This is a genomic window from Achromobacter sp. PD1 (assembly GCF_048541815.1).
Lineage (GTDB): Bacteria > Pseudomonadota > Gammaproteobacteria > Burkholderiales > Burkholderiaceae_B > Achromobacter > Achromobacter bronchisepticus_A.
In genome coordinates, this window is the sequence record NZ_CP183349.1 from 3,782,859 (window position 1) to 3,805,241 (window position 22,383).

Here is a 22,383-nt window from a genome sequence, read left to right on the forward strand (position 1 = left end):
TGCCCGGGGCATGCGCGGCCAGAACGCCCGATACCGAAGGGATAGCACCAATACCCCCATTGATACGAACTTAATATCATCCATGCCCAACGCCATCCGGAGCGCCCCCATGGATTTCCGTCATCTGCAGCAGTTCCTGGTCCTGGCCGAAACGCTGAATTTCCACCGCGCGGCCGAAAAACTGCACATGTCGCAGCCGCCCCTGTCCGTCTCGATACGCAAGCTCGAAGAGATGGTGGGCGTGCCGCTGTTCCTGCGCGGCCGCCAGGGCGTGAAACTCACCGAGGCGGGCCTGGCCGCGCTGGACGAGGCGCGCCGCGCCCTGTTCCACGCCGAGCAGTTCCGGCAGGCGGCGCGCGCAGGCGCCGCGGGCGAAGGCGGCACCGTGCGCATCGGTTTCGTGGGGTCGGCCACGCACGGCGTGCTGCCGCGCATTCTGCCGCAGTACCGGCAACGCTATCCCGGCGTCACCGTGGTGCTGCGCGAAGCCACTTCCATACGCATCATGCAGGAACTCGAAGAAGACACGCTGGAGATCGGCATCGTGCGCGTGCCGGTGGCGATGGGATCGAACGTGCGGCTCGCGCCGCTGACGACCGAGAACTTCGCGCTGGCCGTGCCCAAGACGCATCCGCTGGCGCGGCGCGGCCGCATCCGCCTGGCGGACCTGGCCGACGAAGCCTTCATCATGTACACCGCCACCGAGGCTGCCGGCCTGCGCATGGCCGCCATCAACGCCTGCCAGCTGCGCGGCTTCACGCCCCGCATCACGCAGGAAGCGGTGCAGGTACAGACGCTGCTCAGCCTGGTGGAAAGCGGCCTGGGCGTGGCCCTGGTGCCCGCGGGCGGGCGGCGCCTGCCCGGCACCAACGTCGTCTACAAGACGCTGGCCGATTTTCCCGCGGATGCAACGATCGGCATTTCGATGGCATGGAACCCCGCGACCGAACGCAGCGCCACGCGCAACCTGCGCGAAATGGCCAGCCAGGCGTTCCGGGACAAGAACGCGAAATAAGCGCGCCGCTTGCGGCAACACGGCCGCCAGGCTTAGGATGGAGCATGGGTTTTATCCTCACCAGCGATCCGGGAGCGCATCGTGAAGACAGTTGCTGAGATACTCAGGGAAAAAGCCAATCATTCCGTCGTGACGGTTTCGCCCGACGCGTCGGTTTTCGAAGCCGTCAAAATCATGGCGGAACGCAGCATCGGCGCCGTGGTGGTGGTCCAGGGCGAGGCGGTGCTGGGCATGCTGACCGAGCGCGACTACGCCCGCAAGATCGTGCTGCAGGACCGCTCCTCGCGCACCACGAAAGTGCGCGACATCATGACCGATTCCGTCTATTACGTCAGCCGCGCGGACACGCGCGAACACTGCATGGCAATGATGACGGAGCGCCACTTCCGTCATCTGCCTGTCATCGAGGACGGCAAGCTGGTCGGCCTGCTTTCCATCGGCGACCTGGTCAAGGACGTGATGAGCGAACAGAAGTTCATCATCCACGAGCTCGAACGCTACATCACCGGCGAACGCGGCTGACGCCGCGCGGTCCATGCGACGGACTCGCGGCTAGCCCGCCGCGAGCGCCTTGAAGGCCGGCACGATCAAGCCCATGCCGGCCGCCAGCAACAGCACGAACACCATGCGCTTGACGGTCTTCATCGAGCCGGCCGTGCTGTAACGGCGCGCCACCCAGGTGACGCCGATCACAATCGGCAAGGCCAGCAGACTCAACCAGAACGACGAGGCCATGAAGGCCCCCTGCCCGGTCACGAGCGCCAGGCGCACGATCGCGTTGAGCGAAAACAGAATCAGCAGGCTGTTGCGGATGGCGGCCAGCGGCAGGGGCTGGCGGTACAGGTGATAGACCATGGGCGGCCCCGCGCTGGAAAACAGTCCGCCGAGTACGCCCGAAATCGCGCCGAAGAACACGAACGAACCGCGCGAGGACACATGCGACAGCGGCTGCGCGCGGGCGATCAGCAGCACCGCGCAGCCCAGGATGGTGCAGCCCAACAGCAATTGCAGCAGCACGCCCATGGAGCCGCTGATCCAGGCCAGCGCGGCCACCCCCGCCCCCACGCCGACCAGGCTGCTGGCCATCGCGGGCCGCATCAGCGACCAGTTCACCTGCGGCTTGGCGCGCGCCAGCGTCACGGCCGCGTTCACCAGCGACAGCACGCTGACCACGTTGGCCACTTCGGACACGGAAGCCAGCTGGAACACGCCCGACAGGCCCAACAGCACCAGCCCGAAGGCGAAGCCCGTCATGGTCTGCGCATAGGTGGCGAGCGCCACGCAGGCGAGAAACAGCAAATATTGGGAAATGCTCATGCTAATGGGAGAGCCTGACCTGCCTCGGCTCTGCCCGGGGCGGCGCGTTGCGCGGCGCGGGAGCGGATCGACGGGGAACAGCGTTAGGGGTTTCGGATCGGTTTTTTCCGCCGGCGATCATAGCACCGGGACGCTCGGCCACACACTTTGTCACAACTGGATGCGCTCGTGCACCATGACTGGCGCGCCCTGCCGCTATCCTTGCCGCCCTGTAAATCCCTTGCGCCTTGCTCCCGCCGCGCCATCCGCCGCGCCGTCTGGATACGGCGCGCACGGCTGCGAGAATGACGCCCAAACAGACCACGATCAACACGGTGACGCTGACCTGCTCGACCTGCGGCAGCGCCCAATTCACCAAGCTGGACACCAACGAATACCGCTGCAGCCATTGCCATGCGGTCACGCTGGTCGAAGACAACGTCGCCCAGCGGCTGGAGAAGATCCTGCGCGGGATGCAGCAGCCGGCTCCCAAGCCGCAGCTCGGTCCGCGCGCCATCGCGGCGATCGCCGTCGCCGTCGCCGCCGTGTTCGTGGTCCCGCTGGTCGCCTCCATGCTCGGTTCCAAGCCGACCATCACGCGGCAGCCGCCGGCGCCGCCTCCCATCGACGCCTCGCTGGTCAAGCTGACGGACGTGCAGGAGATCCGGGTCCGCGACCGCACGCAGCTGGTCATGATCATGCGCAACGAGACCGGCAAGAAGATCGACGTGCCGCGCGTCACGGCCTCATTCTTCCAGGGCGACCTGTCGCTGCCGTCGAACTCCGGCTCGGCGCCGGCGCGTTCGCTGCAGCCGGGCGAGTACACGCCCGTCATCATCTCCACCCCCAGCCAGGCCTATAGCCGCTATACGCTGCAGGTCTCGCAGCCGACGCTGGCGCGGGACAAGAACAACGACGTGGCCGCCAGCAAGATACAGCTGGTGCGCAACGACGGCACATATCGCCTGGTCGGTCTCTTGAAGAACAACGGCGCCACCGCCGCCAACAGCAGCCAGATCACGGTGATGCTGTACGGCGAGGACGGCAGGCTGATCGGCACCGGCAATGGCTACGGCGCCGCCAGCCCATTGGCGCCGAACGCGCTGACCTCCTTCGACGTGCGCTGCGAGATGCTGGCCGAGGGCCGGGTCGCCTCCTACGATTACATGGTGCAAAGCGAAAGCCACGCCACCTTGCCAGGCGCGTCCAAGGAGGAAGCGCTCCCCAGCCGCATCGTGCGCGTCAGCCCGGCCGACGCTCGAATCATCGAACACGTGCGCCTGACCACCGAGGAGCTGCTGGATCCGGAGTTCGCCCTGTTCGACGCCAGCGCGCTCAAGCTGTCCGCGCCGCGCCGCCTGCTCGACGAGATCGAGCGTCCGGTCCTGTATGCCGAACTGGTCAACACCAGCGACCAGTTCGTCGCCCTGTCGCCCAAGGCCAACATCGCGGTGTTCGATGGGTCCAACCGGCTGGACCTGCGCCAGGCCTGGAGCCTGCCCGCGCGCCTGTACCCCGGCGAACGCGTGCCGGTGGCGCTGACCGGCCGCGTCGACCGCTACACCGAGGTCAAGACCGACTGGCTGCCCGCCAAGCGCGCCGCGCTGCCCGGCCCCCGCCCCAAGCTGGCGATCACGGTCGAGAACACCGAGGCCCAGGTCGGCACCGGCACCCTGAACTTCAGCTACCGCTTCCGCTACAAGTACGTGACCGTGCACGGCCGCGTGCGCAACGACAGCCAGGCCGAGGTCGAGAACGTCAAAGTCTGGATCAGCCTGTACGACGCCCAGGACAAGCTGACCGGCGCGGTTTTCCAGGAATTGCGGCTGCCCAGGCTCAAGCCGGAGGAAAGCGCGCCGTTCCAGGTCGACGTCAAGCAGTACGGCGGCAATTTCGCGCGGGTGGGCGTGGTGTACGACGCCGGGCCGCGCTAGGCCGCTCTGACGGAACGCTCCCGGCCGGCGCCGCCCCGGGCGCACCGGCCCGTCGCCCTTAAGCAACAGCTATGGACCCAAGTCTTATATAAGATATAAGACATTTGCTTGCGTCCCCCTGTTCCCTCTACAATTCGGCGAACAACCCTTCTTCCAACCCGACTTTGAGCAGGCCTCACATGCTGGATAATTACCGCCAACACGTTGCCGAACGCGCGGCTCTGGGGATCCCCCCGCTGCCCCTTACGGCCAAACAAACCGCTGAACTGATCGAACTGCTCAAGAACCCGCCCGCTGGCGAAGAGCAGAACCTGGTCGACCTGCTGACCCACCGCGTGCCGGCCGGCGTGGACGACGCCGCCAAGGTCAAGGCTTCGTACCTGGCCGCCGTGGCCCTGGGCAAGGAAGCTTGTGCGCTGATCAGCCGCGCCAAGGCGACTGAACTGCTCGGCACGATGCTGGGCGGCTACAACATTGGCCCGCTGGTCGACCTGCTGGACGACGCTGAAATCGGCACCATCGCCGCCGATGCGCTGAAGAAGACCCTGCTGATGTTCGACGCCTTCCACGACGTGAAGGAAAAGGCGGACAAGGGCAACGCCAACGCCAAGTCCGTGATGCAGAGCTGGGCCGACGCCGAATGGTTCACCAGCCGTCCGGAACTGCCGCAAAGCCTGACCATCACCGTCTTCAAGGTGCCTGGCGAAACCAACACCGACGACCTGTCGCCGGCTCCCGACGCCACCACCCGCCCCGACATCCCGATGCACGCCCTGGCGATGCTGAAGAACAAGCGCGACGGCGCCGCGTTCGAACCGGAAGAAGATGGCAAGCGCGGCCCGGTCAAGTTCATCGAATCCCTGAAGGAAAAGGGCCACCTGGTCGCCTACGTCGGCGACGTGGTCGGCACGGGTTCGTCGCGCAAGTCGGCCACCAACTCGGTGCTGTGGTTCACCGGCGAAGACATCCCCTTCGTGCCGAACAAGCGTTTCGGCGGCGTGTGCCTGGGCAACAAGATCGCCCCGATCTTCTACAACACCATGGAAGACGCCGGCGCCCTGCCGATCGAACTCGACGTTTCCAAGATGGAAATGGGCGACGTGGTCGAACTGCGCCCCTATGAAGGCAAGGCATTGAAGAACGGCGAAGTCATCGCCGAATTCGAAGTGAAGTCCGACGTGCTGTTCGACGAAGTGCGCGCCGGCGGCCGCATTCCGCTGATCATCGGCCGCGGCCTGACCGCCAAGGCGCGCGAAGCGCTGGGCCTGCCGGCCTCGACGCTGTTCCGCCTGCCCAAGGACCCGGCCGACACCGGCAAGGGTTACACGCTGGCCCAGAAGATGGTCGGCCGCGCCTGCGGCCTGGCCGAAGGCAAGGGCATCCGCCCGGGCACCTACTGCGAACCGAAGATGACCTCGGTCGGCAGCCAGGACACCACCGGCCCCATGACCCGCGACGAGCTGAAGGACCTGGCCTGCCTGGGCTTCTCGGCCGACCTGGTGATGCAGTCGTTCTGCCACACCGCCGCCTACCCCAAGCCCGTGGACGTCAAGACGCACCACACGCTGCCTGAATTCATCAGCACCCGCGGCGGCGTGTCGCTGCGTCCGGGCGACGGCGTGATCCACTCCTGGCTGAACCGCATGCTGCTGCCCGACACCGTCGGCACCGGCGGCGACTCGCACACCCGCTTCCCCATCGGCATCTCGTTCCCGGCCGGCTCGGGCCTGGTCGCCTTTGCCGCCGCCACCGGCGTGATGCCGCTGGACATGCCGGAATCGGTGCTGGTCCGCTTCAAGGGCAAGCTGCAACCCGGCGTGACCCTGCGCGACCTGGTCAACGCGATTCCGCTGTACGCCATCAAGCAAGGCCTGCTGACGGTGGCCAAGCAAGGCAAGAAGAACATCTTCTCCGGCCGCATCCTGGAAATCGAAGGCCTGCCCGACCTGAAGGTCGAACAAGCCTTTGAACTGTCGGACGCTTCCGCCGAACGTTCGGCCGCCGGCTGCTCGGTGCGCCTGAACAAGGAACCGATCATCGAGTACATCAACAGCAACATCGTGATGCTGAAGTGGATGATCGCCAACGGCTACGAGGACGAGCGCACGCTGGGCCGCCGCATCAAGGCCATGGAAGCCTGGCTGGCCGACCCCAAGCTGCTGGAGCCGGACGCCGACGCCGAATACGCCGCCGTGATCGAGATCGACCTGGCCGACGTGCACGAACCCATCGTGGCCTGCCCGAACGACCCCGACGACGTGAAGACGCTGTCGGAAGTCGCCGGCGCCAAGATCGACGAAGTGTTCATCGGCAGCTGCATGACCAACATCGGCCACTTCCGCGCAGCCTCCAAGCTGCTGGAAGGCAAGCGCGACATCCCGGTCAAGCTGTGGGTCGCTCCCCCGACCAAGATGGACGCCACCCAGCTGACCGAGGAAGGCCACTACGGCGTGTTCGGCACCGCCGGCGCCCGTACGGAAATGCCGGGCTGCTCGCTGTGCATGGGCAACCAGGCGCAGGTGCGCGAAGGCGCGACCGTCATGTCGACCAGCACCCGCAACTTCCCCAACCGCCTGGGCAAGAACACCAACGTGTACCTGGGTTCGGCCGAACTGGCCGCCATCTGCTCGAAGCTGGGCCGCATCCCGACCAAGGACGAGTACATGGCCGACATGGGCGTCATCAACAAGAGCGGCGACCAGATCTACCAGTACCTGAACTTCGACAAGATCGCGGACTACAAGGACGTGGCTGACGTCATCGAAGTCTAAGCATCGGGCGCAGCAGCCTGGCTGCATCGCCTGCAAGACGGCCCCGGAGCAATCCGGGGCCGTTTTTCTTTGCCTGGCGCATGCGGCACAGGTCTGAAAATTTCAGGGACGGAACTTTTTCTGCGATACGTTTTCATACAATCGCGGTAACTTGTGACATCCGCCCCCCACCCCTGCCCCGATCTCCGGAGGAAGACCGCCAATGACCCGGCTTTTGCTGCCGCCGCTGCTATTGCTGGCGCTCGCCGGCTGCGCCACCGCGCCGCCCTCGAATCCCGAGAACATCTGCGCCATCTTTCGCGAAAAGCCGGACTGGCACGATGCCGCCTTGAAGGTGCAGAAGAAATGGGGCGCGCCCGTGCCGGTGCCCATGGCCATGATGTACCAGGAATCGTCCTTCAAGCATGACGCGGTGCCGCCGCGCTACTACTTCCTGGGCTTCATCCCCTGGGGCCGCGTCAGTTCCGCCTACGGCTACGCCCAGGTCAAGGACGAGACCTGGGACGATTACAAGAAAGATGCGGGAGGCTGGGGTTCCAGCCGCGACGACTTCGCCGACGCGCTGGATTTCATGGGCTGGTACATGAACAAGACCCAGCGCATCAACGGCGTGTCCAAGTCCGACGCCTATGGCCAGTACCTGAACTACCACGAGGGCTGGACCGGCTACCGCAACCGCAGCTATGACCGCAAGGCCTGGCTCAAGACCGTATCGCAGAAGGTGCAGGCGCGGGCCCAGAAGTTCGCCGCGCAGTACAAGAGCTGCGAGAGCGATCTCACGCGCGGCGGCTGGTTCTGGTGAACGCCGCCGCCTGAACTCAGAAGTCCATGCTCGCGCTGAGCGAGAAGGTACGCGGTCCGCCCAGCACCAGATAGCCGTTGCCGGGATATCCGCCCACCGACGACCAGTAGTTGCGGTTGGCGATGTTGTCCACGCGGGCGCGCAGCGTCACGACGTGGCCGTCCACGTCCATCATGTAGCGCAGGCCCGCATCGAAGCGGGTCCAGCCCGGCACCTTGAGCGTGTTGGCGTCGTCCGCGTAGGACGCGCCGGTATAGACCACGCGGCCGTCCACCGCCAGGCCCGGCACGCCGGGAATGTCCCATTCCACGCCCATGTTGGCCTGGAAGCGCGGCACGCCGATCACGCGGTTGCCGTCGATGGACGGGTTGCCGGTGGAACGCTGCGTGGCATCCAGCCAGGTCAGGCCGCCCAAGAGGCGCACGCTCTTGATGGGTTCGCCGTACATCGTGAGTTCGACGCCCTGGTGGCGGTCCTTGCCCGAGGTCGTCAGCTCGTTGCTGGCGTTATACATGGCGCGCGGCTTGTCGGTGGAGAACAAGGCCAATCCTGCCCCCATGCCATCTCCCTCGTACTTCGCGCCGATTTCCTTCTGCTTGGAGACAAACGGCGGCAGGCTCTGGCCGGCGTTGGGCACCGGCTTGCCGCCGGCATTGGCCGGAGCGGTCGGCCCCGCGACCAGCGCCTCGATGTAGTTCGCATACAGCGAAACGCTGGGCGCGACCTTGACGACCAGACCCGCGGCGGGCGAATTGTGGCTGGCGTCGTACGCGCCGCTTTCCTTGCCGGTGTTGTACGCGTAGTCGCGCTGCGACAGCCGCTGATGGCGGATGCCGGCCGTGAGCAGCACCTTGTCGTCCAGGAACGACAACGTGTCGCCGATGGCGTAGCTGCTCAGGCGGGTGCGGCCTTGCAGCGCCGGATCGTCCAGGTCATTGCCGCGCAGCGCGGTGACGCTGAATGGCGGCTTGTCATACGAAATCGGGTTGTAGATGTTGGTGGGATACGTGTTCTGCCAGTCCATCACATAGGCATTTTTCTTCTTCAGGTCGAAGAAGGATGCCGACACGACGAACTCGTGGCCTACCGGCCCCGTGCGCAGTTTGCCGCGCAGGCCCAGTTCGCCCGTGTTCACGCTGTCTTCGCGGGTATTGTCAAAGCGGTAGAAGGTGCCCGCGCCCGTGCTGCCGTTGGTCAGCGTGACGTTGCCCAGCGAATTTGCTTCGTCGCTGCGGCGCATGCCAAAGGCCGCATAGGCGGTCAGCTTGTCGCTGAAATCGTGTTCGCCGCGCACGGTACCGAAAACATCGCGCTCGTTCGAGTACGACCAGGGCTGCGCATAGTTGGAGTTGGCGTCGGGCGCGTCCGGCACCTTGGTGACGCCGGCGCCCAGCGTCACGTTGGGCCGCGCGCGCTTGAGCTTGTTCTCCTGCCAGCCGATGTCGGCAGACAAGCGCGTATCGGCCGAACGCCAATCCAGGCCCAGCGATACCAGGCTGGTGCGGGAATGTTCATCGTCGATGCCGGTGTCGCCGCTGCGCTGCGCGGCGTTCAAGCGGATGCCGGTGCTATCGCCAGGGCCAAAGCGGCGGGCGATGTCGGTGGACAACTGGAACTGCCCGCCGCTGGACACCCCGGTGGTGACGCGGGTCAACGGTTCGTTCGGCGCGCGCTTGGGTACCAGGTTGATCACCCCGCCGATGCCGCCGCCGCCGGGAGCCGCGCCCGTCAGGAAGGTGGAGGCTCCACGCAGGACTTCCACGCGCTCGAACAGTTCGGTGGCGATGTACTGGCGCGGCAGCAGGCTGTAGAGGCCGTTATAGGCCACGTCGTCCGAACCCAGGATGAAGCCGCGGATGAAGTACGACTCCTGGAAGTTGCCGAAACCGCGCGCCACGCGCACGCCCGGGTCATTCTGCAGCACGTCGCCCACGCTGCGGGCCTGCCGGTCCTGGATCAGTTCATTGGTATAGCTGGTGATGCTGAACGGCGTGTCCATGATGTCTTGAGTGCCGAACAGGCCGATGCGGCCGCCGCGCGCAACCTGTCCGCCGGCGAAGGGCTCGGCCAGGCCGCCGGCCGAGGCATCGGCGCTGGCCTCGACCTTGATGGCGTCCATGGAAACGACGGAGCCGGCCTGATCGGACGCGGATTGGGCTTGGACAACGGGGAGATAGCACGGCAGCGCGGCGGCCATGCAGGCAAGAGTTCGGATTTTCATGTCGGGAAGTTCGCAGGCAGAGATCAAAATCCCGATGGGGTCACGCGCGCACTAAGAATTACGGATGCGTCTGGAATGTGCCGGAAGGCCGGGGCCTTGCCGGGCCGGCTGCACCAAAGGGGACTGGAATTACTGAGCGCCCCATTCTACGACAAACGGAATCATTCTCATTTATGTTACTTTTTGTTTGAGAGTGTCCGCTGCCCGGGCGCCACAGCTGCAGCGTGCGGCGCCCTCCTCTTTCCGGCGGGTTTATCGGCCGCCCGCGCGAGGATCGTAGTCCGCCGCCGCCATGGGTTCCAGCGGATACAGCGGCCGCGCGCGCCTGCGGAATTCGAACAGCGACCAGTCTGAGCTGGTCACGCCAGGGCTGTCGCATTCAACCAGCGCCTGGGAGATCGGCACGAACACCGGGCGGCAGTACATGCGCGACTTCACCAGCACGTAGCGGGCGCGGGACGGATCCAGTCCCAGGCTCTGGAACACGCCCAGATCCCAGGGTTCGTGGGTCTGCTCGGTCAGCACCAGCTGCGCGGCGCCTATGTCCAGCACCGCGCTGCGGCCCATGCAGGCCAGTTGCCCGGTATAGGTGGGACCGGTGATCACGTACTCGCCATTGCTGAGCGCGCGCACGGTGCCGCGCAGCATGACGGGCTGCGCCGCCCGGCCGATCTCGCCGATGGCGCGCTTGTTGCCCACCGGCAGCTCGACGGTGGCGCCGACGCCGGCGCGGGTCAGCTCGGCCACGGCTTCGGGGTCGCAAAACAGCCCGGCCTGAATCCCTTCCAATCCGGCATCCAGCGCAGCCATCAGCACGTCCAGGGTGTCGCAGGTACCGCCGCTCATGCAGTTGTCGCCATGGTCCAGCAGCAGCACCGGCTTGCTTGCGCCTTCGGCCAGGACCTTGGCGCGCGCCAGCGACTCGGCCAGCGGCTCGCTGTCGTAGAAGAAGCCGTCGCGCTGTTCCCAGATCAGGGCGGCGATCTCGCCCGCCACGCGCTCCGCCTCGGCGCGGTCCCCGTCGGCCACCACGACCACGCTGACGCAGGGATGCGGGATGTCGGCCAAACCGAAGCCCGCCAGCACCGATACGCCCAGCGTCCCCGCGGCCTCGGCCTGGCACGCCGCTGCGACGGCTGCGCGCATGGCGCCTTCGGCCGTGTTGCTGCGCAGGGAATGCGACACCAGCGGCAGACGCCGCCATGCCATGACCGGCTTGCACCCGCCGTCCATGCCCGCAAACAGCAGCCTGCCGGCGTGCTCGCCGGTTTCGTACATGTCGATGTGCGGATAGGTCTTGAAGCTGACGATGACGTCGGCGTTGTCCATCATCTTCTGCGTGACGTTGCCGTGCAGGTCCAGCGCCACGGCTACCGGCACGTCCGGCGCGGCGGCGCGCAGCCGTTCGAGCAGGTCGCCCTCGCCGTCGTCGGTGGTCTCCACCGCCATGGCGCCATGCAGGTCCAGCAGGATGACGTCGCAGCCCCGGGCGGCGGCCACGATGCGGTCGCATAGCTCGGCATAGGCTTGGCCGTCGACGCGGCCGCTGGGATAGGCGGTGGCCGACACGGGCGTGACCAGCTCGGCGCCGCGCGCTTCGGCCAGGTCGATGAACGCCGACATCGCGGTGCGCTTGCCCTTGTTCTCCTCATAGGCCGCCGCATCGTAGGCGGGGCCGCCGTTGCCGAAGGCGGATAGCGGCGTCGGCACCGGCGAGAAGGTGTTGGTCTCGTGATTCAGCCTCGCGATCAGCGCCTTCATTGCGCGCCCCCATCAGAAAACTGGATATGTCCGCAACAGCGCAACATGGCGTGCAGCAGCACATTGCAGCCCGCCTCCAGATGCTCGGGCTGCGCGTCCTCGATCTCGTTGTGGCTGATGCCGTCCTTGCACGGCACGAAGATCATGGCGGTGGGCGCCACCCGCGCCATGTAGACGGCGTCATGGCCCGCGCCGCTGATCACGTCCAGCGCATCCAGGCCCAGCGTGCGCGCGCCGTCGCGGATGGCTTGCACCAGCCGGGGCTCGAAGGGCTGCGGCGGGAAGTACACGACCTCCTTGCTGTCGACCTGGAAGCGGCCCGGCTCGGCCAGTTCCTCGCAGGCGCGCGCAAATGCCGCGGCCATGCTGTCCAGCGTGGCATCGTCGGCGGCGCGCAGGTCCACGGTAAGCGCCACGCGGCCCGGGATCACGTTGCGCGAGTTCGGGAAGCTGTCGATGCAGCCCACCGTGCCGCGGCCATGCGGCGCATGCTCCAGTGCAATCCGGTTGACCTCCAGCACCAGCCTGGACGCGGTCAGCAAGGCGTCGCGGCGCAGTTCCATCGGCGTGGGCCCGGCATGCGCCTCCTGGCCGGTGATGGCGACGTCGTACCAGCGCTGCCCCAGGGCGCCCTGCACCGAACCGATGGTGATGCCGCGGTCTTCCAGGATGGGGCCCTGCTCGATGTGCGCCTCGAAGTAGGCGCTGACATCGCCGGGCCGCGCCGGCTCCGGCCCGGCGTAGCCGATGGCGCGCAGCGCTTCATCCACGCTGACGCCATCGCGGTCGCGCGCGGCCAGCGCGTGCTCCAGCGTGAACGCGCCGGCGTACACGCCGGAACCCATCATCACGGGCACGAAGCGCGAGCCTTCCTCATTGGTCCACACCACCACTTCCAGCGGCGCTTCGGTGGCGATGCCGCGCTCGTGCAGCGTGCGCAGGACCTCGATGCCTGCAAGCACCCCATAATTGCCGTCGAATTTTCCGCCGGTGGGCTGGGTGTCGATATGGCTGCCGGTCATCACGGCGGGCAAGTCATCGCGCAGGCCGGGGCGGCGCATGAAGATGTTGCCGATGGCGTCCACGCGCACGCTGCAGCCCAGCTCCCGGGCCCAGGCGCAGACCAGGTCGCGGCCCTGCCGGTCCAGTTCGCTCAGCGCCAGCCGGCACACCCCGCCCTTGTCGGTGGCGCCGATGCGGGCCAGCTCCATCAGCGAATTCCAGAGGCGGCTGCCGTCGATGCGGATGCCGCTGACGGCCTCCAGTGCGTTCATTTCCATGGTGTTTCCCTTGCTTCGGTTGCGCGGCGCAGGCGGTCCCTAGACGCCCACGCCCAGGTATCGGTCCTTCACGTTTTCGTCCGCCATGAAGTCCGCGTTGCTGCCTTCGTAGACGATGGATCCCTGCTCGATGATGAAATGGCGGTCGGCCAGCTGGGTGCAGACTTCCAGGTTCTGCTCCACCAGCAGGATGGTGACGCCGGCCTGCTTGATGGACTTGATCTGTGCCACGATCTCCTCGACGATCACCGGCGCCAGGCCTTCGACCGGCTCGTCCAGCATCAGCACGCGCGGATGGTTCATCAGCGCGCGCCCGATGGCCAGCATCTGCTGTTCGCCGCCGGACAACTGGCCGCCGCCATTCTTGCGGCGCTCCTTCAGGCGGGGAAAGATGCGGTAGATGTCTTCCAGCTGCCAGGGCGAATCGCGGCGCATGCCCAGCTTGAGATTTTCCTCGACCGTCAGCAGCTTGAAGATGCCGCGGTGCTCGGGCACCAGGCAGATCCCCATGGACGCGATCTTGTGCGCCGGCAGCCCGGCGATGTCGCGCCCGCCGTAGCGCACCGCGCCCCCCTTGGGCGCGATCACGCCGGCGATGGTCTTGAGCGTGGTCGACTTGCCGGCGCCGTTGCGCCCCAGCAGCGTCACCACCTGGCCCTGCGGCAATTCGAGCGACACGCCTTGCAGGATATGGCTCTTGCCGTAATAGCTATGTACGGCGTCGACATGCAGCATCATGCCCGGCCTCCCGTGATCATGTTGCCCAGGTACGCGGCGCGCACCCGCTCGTCGCTGCGGATCGCGGCAGGCGTGCCCTCGACCAGCACGCGGCCCTGTTGCATCACCGTGATCGTGTCGGAGATATCCATCACGATGTTCATGTTGTGCTCGATCAGCACCACCGTGTGGTCGTCGCGCAGGCTGCGGATCAGGCGTTTCATCTCATCCAGGTCGTCCACCCCCATGCCGGAGGTGGGTTCGTCCAGGAAGATGGCACGCGGCCTGGCGGCCAGCGCCATGCCCACTTCCAGGCGCCGCTGCTGGCCGTGCGACAGCGCGCCCGCCGCCACCTGGGCCAGCCGCGACAGGCCCAGGCGCTCCAGCGCCGCGTCGACAACCTCACGCTGCGCCCGCGGGCCCGTGGGCGGATGCCAGCAGTCGAAGGCGCCGGCGCGATGCGCGCCCTGAGCCGCCAGCCGCAGGTTTTCCCGCACCGACAGGTTGGCGAACAGGCTGGTGACCTGGAAGGAGCGCGCGATGCCGCGCTGCACCCGTTGATAATCGGCTTCCTGCGTCACGTCATGGCCGTCGAACACGATGCTGCCCTCGCTGGTGCGCAAGGTGCCTGTCAGCGTATGGAACAGCGTGGTCTTGCCGGCGCCGTTCGGGCCGATGACGGAATGCACCGTGCGCGGCTGCACCTGCAGATCCACCCCATGCAGGGCCACGAACTTGCCGAAGCGCTTGACGATGCCCCTGGCCTGCAGCAGCGGCGCGGAATGTTGCGGATTCATGCGCGTCCCTCCTTGGCGGCCGGCTCGGCGCCGGCAGGCTTGCGCCGCAGCGCCAGCCAGATGCGTTCTCCCAGCCCCCACAAGCCCTTCTGCATGAACAGGCTGACCGCGATCAGCAGAAAGCCCAGCAGCATCAGCCAGCGCGGCCACAAGGTGGAAAGCCAGTCCGCGAACAGCACGTAGAAGGCCGCCCCCAGCACGGAAGCGAACAGGTTGCCGGTGCCGCCGATGACCGTCATGACCAGGATCATCTCGCTACTGTGGTATTCGATGCTGGACAGCGGCGCGATGCCGGTCATCATTGCCAGGAAGGCGCCCGCCAACGCGGTCACGGCGCCCGAGATCGCGAAGGCCGACAACTTGAAGAGGCGCACGTTGTAGCCCACCGCCATGGCGCGCGCCTCGTTGTCGCGGATCGCCAGCAGCGTGCGGCCGAACACCGAGTTGGTCACGCGCAGCAGCAGCCAGAATATCGCCAGGAAGCACACCGCCACGAAGGCGTAGAACTGCCAGGGCGTGGCCAGCGGCATGAGCTGCAGGCCCGCCACCGACAGCGCCGGACGCGGCACGTCCAGCAGGCCATTGTCGCCCCCGGTCAGGTCAGGCAGGCTGTACGCCAGGAAATAGAACATCTGCGCGAAGGCCAGCGTCAGCATCACGAAGTAGGTGCCGCGCTGGCGTATCGCGAACCAGCCCACCAGCGTCGCGCCCAGCGCGCCCACCGCCATCGCCGCCAGCAACGCCAGCGGCATCGGCAGACCGGTGCGCGTCAACAGGATGCCGACGGCATAGCTGCCCAGGCCGAAGAAGATGCCCTGGCCGAACGACAGCAGCCCGGTGAAGCCCAGCAGCAGATTGCAGCCCAGCACCGCCAACGCGTAGATCAGCACTTCCGTGGCCAGCGAGCCCGACTGCATGCACAGCGGCAACAGCAGCACCACCGCCAGCGCCAACAGCAATTGGGCATGAGATTTCAAGCGCGTCATCATCCTCTCCCCATCAGGCCGTGGGGACGCAGCAGCAGCACCGCCGCCATCGCCACATAGATCATCAGCCGCGCGCCTTCCGGCCACAGCGTGCTCATCACGCTCTGCACCACGCCGATCAAGAGGCCGCCGACCAGCGCGCCGAAGAAGCTGCCCATGCCGCCCACCACCACGATGACGAAGGCGATACCCAGAGCCTCGATGCCCATGAACGGCTCGACGCCGCGGATCGGCGCGGCCAGCACCCCGGCCAGCGCGGCGGTCGCCGCGCCCAGCGCGAACACCAGGCTGAACATGCGGAACACGTTGATGCCCAGCATGGACACCATCTCGGTGGATTCGCTGCCGGCCCGCACCGCGCTGCCCAGCCGCGTGCCTTCCAGCACGTACCAGAGCAGCAGCGAGAAAACGGCGGTGAAACCGATCACGAACAAGCGGTACTTGGGATAGATGAAGCTGCCCCACATGACCACGCCCTGCAGGGCCGAAGGCGCGGCGACGTTGTCGCCTATCGGCCCCCAGATCACGATGACCAGTTCCTGCAGGACCAGCGCCAGCCCGACGGTGATCAGGATATGGAATTCATGCGCCTGCGCGTAGACGTGGCGCAACAGCGCCTTCTCCAGGACCCAGGCGCCGGCGCCCACCAGCAGCGGCACGATGGCCAGCGCAAGCCAGAAATTCAGGCCCCACTGGATGGCCTGGAAACAGAAGTAGGCGCCCAGCAGATAGAACGCCCCGTGGGCGAAGTTCACGAAGCGCAACAGACCGAAGACGATGGACAGGCCGACTGCCAGAAGGAAGTACAGCATGCCTACCCCGATCCCATTGATGATCTGGAGGAGATAGACGTTCATGGGTATGCCCGATGGAGGTAACGGAAGGCCGCGGGGCGCGCGGCGGCCGCGGACGCAACGCGCCCACGGCCGCCCGCCTCAGGGGCGGGCTACAGCTTGCAGCCGGTTTCCGCGGGCGGCAGGAAGGAGCGGCCGCTATGCACGATCTCGGCGTAATCGTCCTTGTCCTTCATGTCCTTCTTGGCGCGGCCTTTGAGCAGGTAGTAATTCTTCAGGACCTGGTGGTCTTCCTTGCGGATTTCCTCCTTGCCCGTCAGGCCTTCGTAGGCCATGCCCTCCATGACGGCAATCACCTTGGCCGGGTCGGCGCTGCCGGCCTTGACAATGGCGTCCAGCATGATGCGGGTGCAGATGTAGGAGCCTGCCAGGCTGTAGTTGGGATTGGCGCGCGTCTTGTCGCGGGACAGCTGCACCAGTTCCTTGTTGAGCGGCGAGTCGATGCCGTGCCAGTACTGCGCGCCGAAGTACACGCCTTCGCACAGGTCGGCGCCCAGGCCCTCGAATTGCTCCAGGCCCGAAGCCCAGGCCACCAGGATGGTGCAGTTCTGCTTCATGCCGAAGCTGACGGCCTGGCGCAGCGTGTCCGAGGACTGCGAGCCGAAGTTCAGGATCAGCAGCACGTCCGGCTTGGCGGCCATGGCGTTGGTGAGATAGCCGCTGAACTCCTTCTCGGTCAGCGAGTGATAGCTGTTGCCCACATGCTCGATGCCCTTTTCCTTGAAGATCGCCTTGGCCGCGCTGAGCAGGCCGTCGCCGAATACGTATTGCGGCGTGATGGTGTACCAGCGCTTGGCGTTGGGCAGCTTTTCAAGCAGGGGACGCACGGTCTGCTCGATGGCGCCGAAAGTGGGCACGGACCAGCGGAAGGTGGCCCGGTTGCAGTCCTTGCCCGTGATTTCGTCCGCGCCCGCCGTGGTGATGAAGACGCCGCCGGCGCGTTCCACTTCCTTGCCCATGGCCAGCGCTTCGGACGACAGGATGCCGCCGGCGAAGAATTTGACGCCCTTCTGTTGCGAGACTTCCTGGACCTTGCGCACCGCCGTGGCCGGCTTGCCCTCGGTGTCCAGCACGGTATAGGCCAGCGGCCGGTCGAGCGCGCGGCCATACTGCTCCAGCGCCAGTTTCATGCCCAGGTCGGCGTATTTGCCATTGGCGGCAAAGGCGCCCGACATGGGCACCGGACACCCGAACTGAATGGCGTCGGCTTGCGCCAGCGCGGACCGGGCGGTCCAGAGTGATCCAGGCACGGCGCCAAGCGCGGCCAATTTCAGCAGGTTGCGGCGATTCAAGATGGTTCTCCCTGGCTGCCGCTGGCGGTGCCGCGGCATATTGACGATGTCGAGCGCGCACCATGCGCGTCCCCATTCCGACTCTGTCTGCTCCAAGCTCCCGTGCCAGGGCTGCCGCCGCGTGGGCGTACTCGCAAGTCCTGGCCTCATGCCTATACTGCGACTACCATCCTATTTATCATGATAAATAGGATTATTATCATGATCAGTTTGGCGAGCCGGATCTGTCAATAGAAGGCGCATCAGGTATAACCCGGGGTCCGCGCAGAACCCGCCCGGGGCATGCCCCGCGCACACCACGCAGCAACGGAGGAACGCAATGGCGTTCAACAGTCACGACCTACAAGCCGCGGGCGCGTCGAGTCCGCCCAAGCGCAGCGACCTGGTCGCCGAAGAGATCAAGCGGTTGATCACGGCCAAGAACCTGTTGCCCGGCGACAAGCTGCCGCGCGAGAGCGAGCTGCAAAGCATGTTCTCGGTCAGCAAGAGCACCATGCGCGAAGCGCTCAAGTCGCTGGAGGTGCAGGGCTTGGTCAAGGTCAGCACCGGGCCGGGCGGCGGCGGCACCGTGGTCGAGGTGCCGCTGGACCGCACTTTCCAGCTGATGCAGAACTACCTGTTCTTCAAGGAAGTGCGGATCGAGGACATCTACCAGGTGCGCAAGCTGCTGGAGCCTGAGCTCGCCGCCAGCGCCGTGCCGTTCCTGACGGAGGCGCATTTCGCCGCGCTGGAGGAAAACATCGCCTGCTGCGACCCGTCGGCCGAGCACGTCGATGACCCGCTGGCCCAGCGCCAGGAAGAAATCAATTTCCACGACATCTTCGCGGCGGCCTGCCCCAATCCGTTCCTGCGCTTCAGCTGCGAGATGACCAATGAAATGATCCGGCAGCTGACCGTGTTCGACAACGAGATGCCGCTGTCCGAGCAGCAGCGTTTCGGCAGCGCCAACACGGGCTTTCACCGCAAGATCCTGGCCGCGGCGCGTGAGCGCGACGTCGAAAAGGTGCGCGACTTGATGAGCGAACACATGCAGGACGCGATGCGTTCGGTCAAGCGCATGCACGGCAAGCTCGAAGGCCGGCTGATCCTGGATTCAGAGATGTCCCGGCGCAATGTCACGCGCAAGGCGCGCCGCGGCGGCAAGAAGGCCTGACGGCGCCGGCGGCCAGGCGGCGTGGGCCAGCCGGCCGTTGCCGCCTCAGTCCAGCTTGATGTGATTGGCCTCGATCACCGCGCCCCAGCGCTGGCGGTCTTCCTGCACGTAGGCATCGATTTCTGCCTGGCTGCGGGGCGCCTGGATCACCAGACCCAGCGGCTCGAAGCGACCGCGAAACGCCGGATCCTTCAGCACCTTGTCCAGCGCCGCCTGCAAGCGCTGCGCCTCGGCCTGCGGCACGGCGCGCGGCACGGCCAGGCCGAACCAGGTGGCGGCGCGGAATCCCGGAAAGCCGCTTTCCGCCACGGTCGGCACCTCCGGCAGCACGGCCAGGCGCTCGCCGGTCGTGACGGCCAGCGCCTTGATCTTGCGTTCCCGCACCAGCGGCAGCGAGGTGCTGATCACGTCCACCATGAGCTGCGTGTCATTGCCCATCAGCGAGGTCAGGGCCGGCGCGCTGCCGTTGTACGGAATATGCGCCACGTCCATGCCAGTGCGCGATTTCAGCAGTTCGGTCGCCAGCTGCAGCGGATTGCCTATGCCCACGGAGGCGTAGTTCAGTTTGCCGGGCCGAGCCTTGGCATAGGCGACGAACTCGGCCAGCGTGCCCGCTGGGACCTCGTTGTTCGCCACCACCACCAGCGGCAACTCGGCGGCGATGCCGAACACGCGGAAGTCGCGCGCGGCGTCATAGGCGATGCGCTGGTAGAGCATGGGATTGAGCACCATGCTGGCATTGCTGGCGAGGAAAACCGTGTATCCGTCCGGCGCCGACCTGGCCACCTGGGTCGCCGCGACCATGGTATTGGCGCCGGGCTTGTTCTCCACCACCACGGTTTGCCCGAGGTCGCGCGACATGCCTTCGGCCAGCACCCGCGACAACTGGTCCGCGGAGCCGCCCGGCGTGTAGGGCACGACCAATTTGATCGGTTTGTCCGGAAATGCCGCCAGCGCGGCGGCCGGAGCCGCGAGCGCGACGATCGCCGCGGTCGCGATGCGACGCAGCCTGAGGTTCAGCCTGATTGCCATGCCTGTCTCCCTTGTGGGTTTTGTTATGGCGGCGATACGCCGCCCTGCTATACCTGGCGCTGCCTGCCCGCCCAGAACTCGGCGCGCAGCCGGCGCTTGGCGATCTTGCCGTTGTCGTCGCGCGGCAACTCCGACCGCAGTTGCAATTCGCGCGGCACCTTGTAGCGCGCGATTCGCTCCCCCAGCCATTGCGTCAGCGTCTCGGGATCGGGCGAGGCGCCCGCCGCGGGCTGCACCAGCGCCATCAACCTCTCTCCGTACTCGTCGTCAGGCACGCCGAACACCGCGCAATCCGCCACGCCCGGATACTGCATCAGCTGATGCTCGACCTCGGCCGGATAGATGTTCACGCCGCCCGAGATCACCAGGTCCGATTCGCGGTCGCACACGTAGAGATAGCCGTCCGCGTCCAGATAGCCCAGGTCGCCCAGGCCGATGAGTCCGTCCTTCTCCACGTCGGCGCGGGCCTGCGGGTTGTTGCGATAGGTGAAGTCCGCGTAGGCCGGCTGGCGCACGTGGATACGGCCGACCTGGCCCGCCGCGCAGGGCGAGCCGTCTTCGGCATAGATCTTGACCTGCGCGCCGCCGATGGGCCGGCCGGCGCTGCCGGGGCGGGCAAGCGCTTCGTGCGAATCGATGACCGTGACCATGCCCGCCTCGCTCGACGCATAGGTTTCATGGATGACCGGACCCAGCCATTCGATCATGGCGCGCTTGATTTCCGGCGCACAGGGCGCGCCGGTCGAGGCCACGAAGCGCAGCGACGACAGGTCATGCGCGGCGCGGGTGGCGGCGTCCAGCCTCAAGAGGCGCACGTACATGATGGGCACCAGATACACCGTATCGATGCGATGCGCCTCGATCAGGCGCAGGACTTCCACCGGATCGAACCTGTCCGTCAGCACGAAGGTCTCGCAGACCCGCAAGGCGACCTGCGCGAATACGCTGGGCGCGCTGTGGTAGATCGGCGCGGGCAGCAGCGCGCGCGATCCTGGACGCAGGCCGTAGGCCGCCTCCACCACCGCTTCGACCTGTTCCAGGTGGCGCGCCAGATGTTCCAGCGGGAACGGCGCGCGCACCACGCCTTTGGGCCGGCCGGTGGTGCCCGAGGTATAGGCCATGTGGCCGCGCGGCGCCACGCGCGGGCCGTCGTAGGGCTGCTGGCGGTCGCGCCAGGCGTCGTAGTCCGCAGGGCCGGACTGCGACGCGCCGGGACCGGCCAGCAGCACCGGCAGACTGGCGGGCAACGCATCGCGCAGCGGCAACCACAGATCAGCATGGGCGATCAGCAGGCGGGCGCCGCTGTCTTCGATGAGGAATGCCGCTTCCGCCGCAGTGAAGTGCCAGTTGATCGGGCAGTAGTAGCAGCCCAGCCGCTTGCAGGCCTGGATGATCTCCAGATAAGGCAGGCCGTTGCGCAGCAGCACGGCGATCACATCGCCTTCGCGCACGCCCATTGCCGCCAGGCCGGCGGCGACCTGTACGCCGCGCGCGGCCAGCGCCGCGCCCGACAAGTGTTGGCCGCCCGCGTGGATCGTGCTGTCCGTCATGCGCCCCCCGTGCTGCGCTGCGCCTTGTCCTGCGCGGTGCGCGCTTCGATGGCCTGGCGCGCGGCGGCCCAGTCCGCGTCGCTCCATTCGGCGTATTGCTTGAAGTAGGCGCCGTTGGCCAGATAGTCGCCGCCGTCCAGCGCAATGGTCTGGCCGTTGATCCAGTCATAGCCCGGACTCAGCAGGAACGCCGCCAGCTCGCCGATGTCATGCCCCGTGCCCAGGCGCCGCATCGGATTCTGTTGCGTCTGCGCATCCGCGCCCGAATCCTTGGGCCGCAGCCGCGCGCTGGCCCCTTCGGTCGGAATCACGCCCGGCGCGATGGCGTTCAGCCGGATGCCGTGGCGGCCCCATTCGATGGCCAGCGACTTGGTCATGGCGTCTATGCCGGCCTTGGACATGGCCGAGGGCACCACGAAGGGCGAACCGGTCCAGACCCAGGTCACCACGATGGACAGCACGGCTCCGCCCGTGCCTTGGGCGATCCAGCGCTTGCCGACGGCCTGGGTCGTGTAGAAGGTGCCGCGGAACACCGTGTCGGCGATGGCGTTGAAGCCGCGCGGCGACAGTTTCTCGGTGGGACTGATGAAATTGCCCGCGGCGTTGTTGATGAGGCCGGTCAGCGGACCATGCCCGGTCCAGATGGCGTCGACCGCGGCGTCCACGGCCTCGGCATCCCGGATATCCACCGCCTGGACGTGGACCTCGGCGCCGTAACGTGCGCGCAGCCCGGCGGCGGCTTCTTCCAGCACCGCGGCGCGGCGTCCCCACAGGTGCAGCGCAGCGCCCAGCGACGCCAGGCGCTCGGCCATGGCATAGCCCAGGCCGGTGCCGCCCCCGGTGACGAGGATGCGCTCGCCGCGGAACAGATCGGCGCGGAACATGGTTTGCGGGACGGTCCCGCCGGGCTGGTTTTGGGGCA

Annotated in this window: 18 protein-coding genes; 6 read left to right on the forward strand and 12 right to left on the reverse strand. The window is 66.7% G+C overall.

All coding sequences use genetic code 11. From position 1 onward, the window contains the following. The first annotated feature begins 109 nt into the window (after nt 1-109). Nucleotides 110-1,015, forward strand: a complete 906-nt coding sequence (locus ACM1PE_RS17890; protein ID WP_059372321.1) for a LysR family transcriptional regulator — start codon at nt 110-112, stop codon at nt 1,013-1,015. 81 nt (nt 1,016-1,096) lie between these two features. Beyond that, nucleotides 1,097-1,537: a CBS domain-containing protein gene (locus tag ACM1PE_RS17895; RefSeq protein ID WP_306636608.1), complete on the forward strand. Its 441-nt coding sequence runs from the start codon at nt 1,097-1,099 to the stop codon at nt 1,535-1,537. A gap of 30 nt (nt 1,538-1,567) precedes the next feature. Here the strand turns inward: ACM1PE_RS17895 and ACM1PE_RS17900 are convergent, their stop codons facing one another. Then, nucleotides 1,568-2,332: a sulfite exporter TauE/SafE family protein gene (locus ACM1PE_RS17900; RefSeq protein WP_059372315.1), complete on the reverse strand. Its 765-nt coding sequence runs from the start codon at nt 2,330-2,332 to the stop codon at nt 1,568-1,570. Nucleotides 2,333-2,616: 284 nt separating this feature from the next. Here ACM1PE_RS17900 and ACM1PE_RS17905 point away from each other — a divergent pair, with 284 nt between their 5' ends. The 3 genes from ACM1PE_RS17905 to ACM1PE_RS17915 all read left to right on the forward strand — a co-directional run bounded on the left by ACM1PE_RS17905 (nt 2,617) and on the right by ACM1PE_RS17915 (nt 7,818). Further along, nucleotides 2,617-4,245: an FxLYD domain-containing protein gene (locus ACM1PE_RS17905; RefSeq protein WP_419340622.1), complete on the forward strand. Its 1,629-nt coding sequence runs from the start codon at nt 2,617-2,619 to the stop codon at nt 4,243-4,245. Nucleotides 4,246-4,424: 179 nt separating this feature from the next. Further along, nucleotides 4,425-7,016, forward strand: coding sequence for a bifunctional aconitate hydratase 2/2-methylisocitrate dehydratase (gene acnB / locus ACM1PE_RS17910; protein ID WP_118932535.1), 2,592 nt, complete (start codon nt 4,425-4,427; stop codon nt 7,014-7,016). Nucleotides 7,017-7,218: 202 nt separating this feature from the next. Continuing rightward, nucleotides 7,219-7,818 (forward strand): hypothetical protein, encoded by a 600-nt coding sequence (locus tag ACM1PE_RS17915; protein ID WP_054452962.1) that lies wholly within the window; start codon nt 7,219-7,221, stop codon nt 7,816-7,818. Between the two features lie 16 nt (nt 7,819-7,834). Here the strand turns inward: ACM1PE_RS17915 and ACM1PE_RS17920 are convergent, their stop codons facing one another. From ACM1PE_RS17920 to ACM1PE_RS17955, 8 genes are all read right to left on the reverse strand, one after another. Continuing rightward, nucleotides 7,835-10,039, reverse strand: a complete 2,205-nt coding sequence (locus ACM1PE_RS17920) for a TonB-dependent receptor (protein ID WP_419340623.1) — start codon at nt 10,037-10,039, stop codon at nt 7,835-7,837. Between the two features lie 252 nt (nt 10,040-10,291). Further along, nucleotides 10,292-11,800 carry a M81 family metallopeptidase gene (locus tag ACM1PE_RS17925; RefSeq protein ID WP_419340624.1) on the reverse strand — a complete coding sequence of 503 codons (1,509 nt, stop codon included), beginning with the start codon at nt 11,798-11,800 and terminating at the stop codon, nt 10,292-10,294. Beyond that, complete coding sequence (locus ACM1PE_RS17930; protein WP_280016657.1) at nt 11,797-13,080, reverse strand: Zn-dependent hydrolase; 1,284 nt, start codon at nt 13,078-13,080, stop codon at nt 11,797-11,799. The genes ACM1PE_RS17925 and ACM1PE_RS17930 overlap by 4 nt, the downstream gene beginning before the upstream one ends. Before the next feature lie 39 nt (nt 13,081-13,119). Next, nucleotides 13,120-13,818, reverse strand: coding sequence for an ABC transporter ATP-binding protein (locus ACM1PE_RS17935; RefSeq protein ID WP_059372304.1), 699 nt, complete (start codon nt 13,816-13,818; stop codon nt 13,120-13,122). After that, complete coding sequence (locus ACM1PE_RS17940) at nt 13,815-14,594, reverse strand: ABC transporter ATP-binding protein (protein WP_059372302.1); 780 nt, start codon at nt 14,592-14,594, stop codon at nt 13,815-13,817. Before ACM1PE_RS17940 ends, ACM1PE_RS17935 begins: the two co-directional genes overlap by 4 nt. Next, nucleotides 14,591-15,580, reverse strand: coding sequence for a branched-chain amino acid ABC transporter permease (locus ACM1PE_RS17945; RefSeq protein WP_118932547.1), 990 nt, complete (start codon nt 15,578-15,580; stop codon nt 14,591-14,593). The genes ACM1PE_RS17940 and ACM1PE_RS17945 overlap by 4 nt, the downstream gene beginning before the upstream one ends. Next, entirely contained in the window at nt 15,580-16,437 is an 858-nt protein-coding gene (locus tag ACM1PE_RS17950; RefSeq protein ID WP_059372296.1) for a branched-chain amino acid ABC transporter permease, read from the reverse strand. The genes ACM1PE_RS17945 and ACM1PE_RS17950 overlap by 1 nt, the downstream gene beginning before the upstream one ends. 89 nt (nt 16,438-16,526) lie before the next feature. Then, nucleotides 16,527-17,726 (reverse strand): ABC transporter substrate-binding protein, encoded by a 1,200-nt coding sequence (locus ACM1PE_RS17955; protein ID WP_059372294.1) that lies wholly within the window; start codon nt 17,724-17,726, stop codon nt 16,527-16,529. 319 nt (nt 17,727-18,045) lie between these two features. Here ACM1PE_RS17955 and ACM1PE_RS17960 point away from each other — a divergent pair, with 319 nt between their 5' ends. After that, the gene (locus tag ACM1PE_RS17960) at nt 18,046-18,879 is read left to right on the forward strand and encodes a FadR/GntR family transcriptional regulator (protein WP_251882047.1); all 834 of its coding nucleotides are present in this window, start codon (nt 18,046-18,048) and stop codon (nt 18,877-18,879) included. Between the two features lie 45 nt (nt 18,880-18,924). Here ACM1PE_RS17960 and ACM1PE_RS17965 read toward each other — a convergent pair whose 3' ends face one another. From ACM1PE_RS17965 to ACM1PE_RS17975, 3 genes are read right to left on the reverse strand one after another with little or no spacing between them, the layout of a single operon-like run. After that, nucleotides 18,925-19,911 carry a Bug family tripartite tricarboxylate transporter substrate binding protein gene (locus ACM1PE_RS17965; RefSeq protein WP_059372289.1) on the reverse strand — a complete coding sequence of 329 codons (987 nt, stop codon included), beginning with the start codon at nt 19,909-19,911 and terminating at the stop codon, nt 18,925-18,927. A 47-nt stretch (nt 19,912-19,958) separates the two neighbouring features. After that, nucleotides 19,959-21,461, reverse strand: coding sequence for an AMP-binding protein (locus ACM1PE_RS17970; RefSeq protein WP_419340625.1), 1,503 nt, complete (start codon nt 21,459-21,461; stop codon nt 19,959-19,961). Then, nucleotides 21,458-22,345 (reverse strand): SDR family oxidoreductase, encoded by an 888-nt coding sequence (locus tag ACM1PE_RS17975; protein WP_054453670.1) that lies wholly within the window; start codon nt 22,343-22,345, stop codon nt 21,458-21,460. The genes ACM1PE_RS17970 and ACM1PE_RS17975 overlap by 4 nt, the downstream gene beginning before the upstream one ends. Between the last annotated feature and the right edge of the window lie 38 nt (nt 22,346-22,383).

What these genes read in the sequence shown, in the direction of transcription:
- ACM1PE_RS17965 (WP_059372289.1), bottom strand. Translation starts at nt 19,911, where the DNA reads ATGGCAATCAGGCTGAACCTCAGGCTGCGTCGCATCGCGACCGCGGCG.
- ACM1PE_RS17945 (WP_118932547.1), bottom strand. Translation starts at nt 15,580, where the DNA reads ATGACGCGCTTGAAATCTCATGCCCAATTGCTGTTGGCGCTGGCGGTG.
- ACM1PE_RS17890 (WP_059372321.1), top strand. Translation starts at nt 110, where the DNA reads ATGGATTTCCGTCATCTGCAGCAGTTCCTGGTCCTGGCCGAAACGCTG.
- ACM1PE_RS17925 (WP_419340624.1), bottom strand. Translation starts at nt 11,800, where the DNA reads ATGAAGGCGCTGATCGCGAGGCTGAATCACGAGACCAACACCTTCTCG.
- ACM1PE_RS17915 (WP_054452962.1), top strand. Translation starts at nt 7,219, where the DNA reads ATGACCCGGCTTTTGCTGCCGCCGCTGCTATTGCTGGCGCTCGCCGGC.
- ACM1PE_RS17900 (WP_059372315.1), bottom strand. Translation starts at nt 2,332, where the DNA reads ATGAGCATTTCCCAATATTTGCTGTTTCTCGCCTGCGTGGCGCTCGCC.
- acnB (WP_118932535.1), top strand. Translation starts at nt 4,425, where the DNA reads ATGCTGGATAATTACCGCCAACACGTTGCCGAACGCGCGGCTCTGGGG.
- ACM1PE_RS17940 (WP_059372302.1), bottom strand. Translation starts at nt 14,594, where the DNA reads ATGAATCCGCAACATTCCGCGCCGCTGCTGCAGGCCAGGGGCATCGTC.
- ACM1PE_RS17975 (WP_054453670.1), bottom strand. Translation starts at nt 22,345, where the DNA reads ATGTTCCGCGCCGATCTGTTCCGCGGCGAGCGCATCCTCGTCACCGGG.
- ACM1PE_RS17935 (WP_059372304.1), bottom strand. Translation starts at nt 13,818, where the DNA reads ATGATGCTGCATGTCGACGCCGTACATAGCTATTACGGCAAGAGCCAT.
- ACM1PE_RS17950 (WP_059372296.1), bottom strand. Translation starts at nt 16,437, where the DNA reads ATGAACGTCTATCTCCTCCAGATCATCAATGGGATCGGGGTAGGCATG.
- ACM1PE_RS17930 (WP_280016657.1), bottom strand. Translation starts at nt 13,080, where the DNA reads ATGGAAATGAACGCACTGGAGGCCGTCAGCGGCATCCGCATCGACGGC.
- ACM1PE_RS17970 (WP_419340625.1), bottom strand. Translation starts at nt 21,461, where the DNA reads ATGACGGACAGCACGATCCACGCGGGCGGCCAACACTTGTCGGGCGCG.
- ACM1PE_RS17960 (WP_251882047.1), top strand. Translation starts at nt 18,046, where the DNA reads ATGGCGTTCAACAGTCACGACCTACAAGCCGCGGGCGCGTCGAGTCCG.
- ACM1PE_RS17920 (WP_419340623.1), bottom strand. Translation starts at nt 10,039, where the DNA reads ATGAAAATCCGAACTCTTGCCTGCATGGCCGCCGCGCTGCCGTGCTAT.
- ACM1PE_RS17905 (WP_419340622.1), top strand. Translation starts at nt 2,617, where the DNA reads ATGACGCCCAAACAGACCACGATCAACACGGTGACGCTGACCTGCTCG.